This window comes from Xylanibacillus composti (assembly GCF_018403685.1).
GTDB classification, from domain to species: Bacteria; Bacillota; Bacilli; order Paenibacillales; family K13; genus Xylanibacillus; species Xylanibacillus composti.
In genome coordinates, this window is sequence record NZ_BOVK01000084.1 from 1 (window position 1) to 3,174 (window position 3,174).

Genomic DNA, 3,174 nt, shown 5'->3' on the forward strand with positions numbered 1-3,174 from the left:
ATGGTGCGTTCAGTCAGGAAGGAGGCTGCTCAACTAAGGGGCAGCCTCCTTCATCGTGTTGCCGCACCCTTCAAAATGTAACATAAAGTATTTATAATGTACTTACGAAGCGCACAATCAGGAGTATCCTGTTTGCGTTTTGGTACCAGTCATTCTAGTCCGATATAGGAAGGTGCGAGCGAATTGGGCAAAAACAAGTTTCAAATAAAGAGGGAAGCCACTCTCAAACAATTGATCGAAGCGGGGTTGGCCTGCTTTTTGGAAAAGGGTTTTGCGGCGACAAGGATTGAAGATATTGTGAAGCGTGCCGGATTCACGAGAGGCGCGTTTTATTTTCATTTCAAGACGAAAGAGGAGGTGTTCTTTCGAATACTGGAACTGCGCGCCAGCCTTAGGAGCGGTTGGACTGAAGTTCCCCGCCAATACAGGGTAGAAGAAACAACGCTGGAGCAAGTATTGGCCAAGTGCCTGCATGAACTGGAAAGCAGAATGAAGGATCAACGGAAATGGTTCATGGTTCTAATCGATTTCTACATGCAGACGAAGGAGGATCCGGAAGCCCGCAGCAAGCTAAGGGAGCACTATCGGGCATGGATCGTAGAGATTGCGGAGTTTGTCGATGTTTTGAAAGAGGGGGGCTGGATTTCGAAGGATACAGACAGCCGCCAGGTCGCCGCTCAAATGTGGGCATTTGCCGAAGGCTACTCAGCGACTACGTTTTTATTTGGAGAGTTTGACCCGGACACGTTGCTTTCGGGATTCATGAAGCTGCTGAAATGACAAGCGAAAAGCACCGTTGAAACGACACGTATTGACGGTACTTTTTTGCCCTGTTAAAATAAATACATCTGTGTATGAATTATAGTTTTGCGTGGTTGAGATAATGGCGCTTTCATAGTCTCTCGGAATAAGCAGAGGTTGGCGGGGAGATCACTGCGAGACTAGCAGCTGGCATCCGACTGCATCGGCGATCACCGAGAGTCAATATCCGAAAGAGAGGATTCGGGATGATTGGGTTGCGTTTTAGGTATAAGAGGATATGTCGCCAGTTCGTTCAGACGATAAGCTTGCTCGCGATGGTGACAAGCATCATGGCGCCATTCCATGCCGGCTCGGCATACGGTGCGCCTGTGAACATCGGCAGCAGCACGGTGATGCTTGCAGCGGGCGCTGCTCACAGCTTGGCGCTCAAAAAGGACGGTTCCGTTGTGGGTTGGGGAATGAATGCGCAAGGTCAAGCGACGGTGCCGGCGGAAGCGCAGTCCGGGGTGAGTGCGATTGCAGCGGGATGGAATTATTCCTTGGCGCTGAAAGAGAATGGCGCCATTGTGGGTTGGGGAAGCAATCAATTTGGTCAATTGATAGTGCCGGCAGAAGCGCAGTCGGACGTGGTGGCGATTTCTGCCGGATACAGACATTCTCTGGCGCTGAAAGAGGATGGATCTGTTGTGGGTTGGGGAGATAATTTTGCTGGTTCATCGACGCCGCCAGACGAAGCGAAGTCAGGCGTGGTGGCGATAGCAGCGGGATTTGATTATTCTCTGGCGCTGAAGGAGGACGGCAGCGTTGTAGCGTGGGGATGGAATCTATATAATCAGACAGCAGTGCCGGTAGAAGCGCAGTCCGGTGTAGTCGCGATAGCAGCGGGAAATGGTCATTCTCTGGCGCTGAAGGAGGACGGCGCCGTTGTGGGTTGGGGAGCGAATGGGCAAGGTCAAGCGACGGTGCCGACAGAAGCGCAGTCGGGCGTGGTGGCGATAGCAGCGGGAAGTACTCATTCTCTGGCACTGAAGGAAGATGGCACTGTTGTGGCGTGGGGATCCAATGAGTGGTGGCAGACGGCAGTGCCAGTGGAAGCGCAGTCCGGTGTGGTGGCGATAGCAGCGGGAAATGACCATTCTCTGGCATTGAAGGAGGACGGCACCGTTGTAGGGTGGGGACGGAATGAATACGGCCAAGCTTTAATCCCCTTTACCGTGACGTTCGATAAGAATGGAGGAGATACGGAAGCCGATCCGGCGGCAGGGAAGGTCTTATACGGAGAGAACGTGGGAACGCTGCCGATTCCCCCGACTCGAACGGGATATGCGTTCACAGGATGGAATACGAGAGCAGATGGCAGGGGCGATTCGTTCGAAGCGACAACAACGGTAACCGATAGTCTAATCGTCTATGCGCAATGGGAGGCGGTGCCCTACACCGTGACGTTCGATAAGAACGGAGGAGATACGGAAGCCGATCCGGCGGCAGGGAAGGTCTTATACGGAGAGAACGTGGGAACGCTGCCGATTCCCCCGACTCGAACGGGATATACATTCACGGGATGGAACACGGCAGCGGACGGAGAAGGCGATCCGTTCGAAGCGACAACAGCGGTAACCGATAGTCTAACCGTTTATGCGCAATGGGAGGCGATCCCCTACACCGTGACGTTCGATAAGAACGGAGGAGAAACGGAAGCGAATCCGACGGTAACGACGACTGTATACGGACGGAACGTGGGAACGCTGCCGACGCCGCCGACTCGAACGGGATACACGTTCACAGGCTGGAACGCGGAAGCCGATGGTCAAGGCGATCCGTTCGAAGCGACAACGGCAGTATTCGCAGACATTACCGTTTATGCGCAATGGAAGGCGACTCCGACTTTCACCGTGACGTTCGATAAGAACGGCGGAGAAACGGAGGCGACTCCGACAGTGACGGCGGTCGTATACGGAGGGAACGTGGGAACGCTGCCGACGCCGCCGACGCGTGCGGGGCACACGTTCACAGGCTGGAACACGGAAGCCGATGGTCAAGGCGATCCGTTCGATGCCGCAACTGCCGTATTCGCAGACATCACCGTGTACGCGCAATGGACAGCGAACAATCGGGGCAGCAGGGGCAGCGGTGGAGGAGCGCCTTCCCCATCATGCGATGCTAAAGCCACCTCCACAGATGGCACATTGACCTTGCCCGCATGCAGGGCGGGTGAGGTTAGCTTAGGAGATGCCGTTACCGTCATTATTCCGGAGGGCGCTTTCGATAAGGAACTAACACTAACGATAGAGGAAGTATTGGACGCGCAGCGCCTTCTGACGGATAGGGATGTGCTGGCCAGCCCGATCTACGAGATTGTGAAGAACGTCTCAGACGGCTTCAACCAGCCGGTAACGCTGATCCTGGCATTCG

At 54.5% G+C, this 3,174-nt stretch carries 2 protein-coding genes; both read left to right on the forward strand.

Annotated features, from left to right (window positions below; translation table 11 throughout):
- Window positions 1–183 precede the first annotated feature (183 nt).
- A complete protein-coding gene (locus XYCOK13_RS20835; protein WP_213414178.1) occupies window positions 184–780 on the forward strand; it encodes a TetR/AcrR family transcriptional regulator in 597 nt (198 codons plus the stop codon).
- Between the two features lie 311 nt (window positions 781–1,091).
- Window positions 1,092–3,174 (forward strand): InlB B-repeat-containing protein (locus XYCOK13_RS20840; RefSeq protein WP_213414179.1); only part of this gene is annotated, 2,083 nt, incomplete at its 3' end.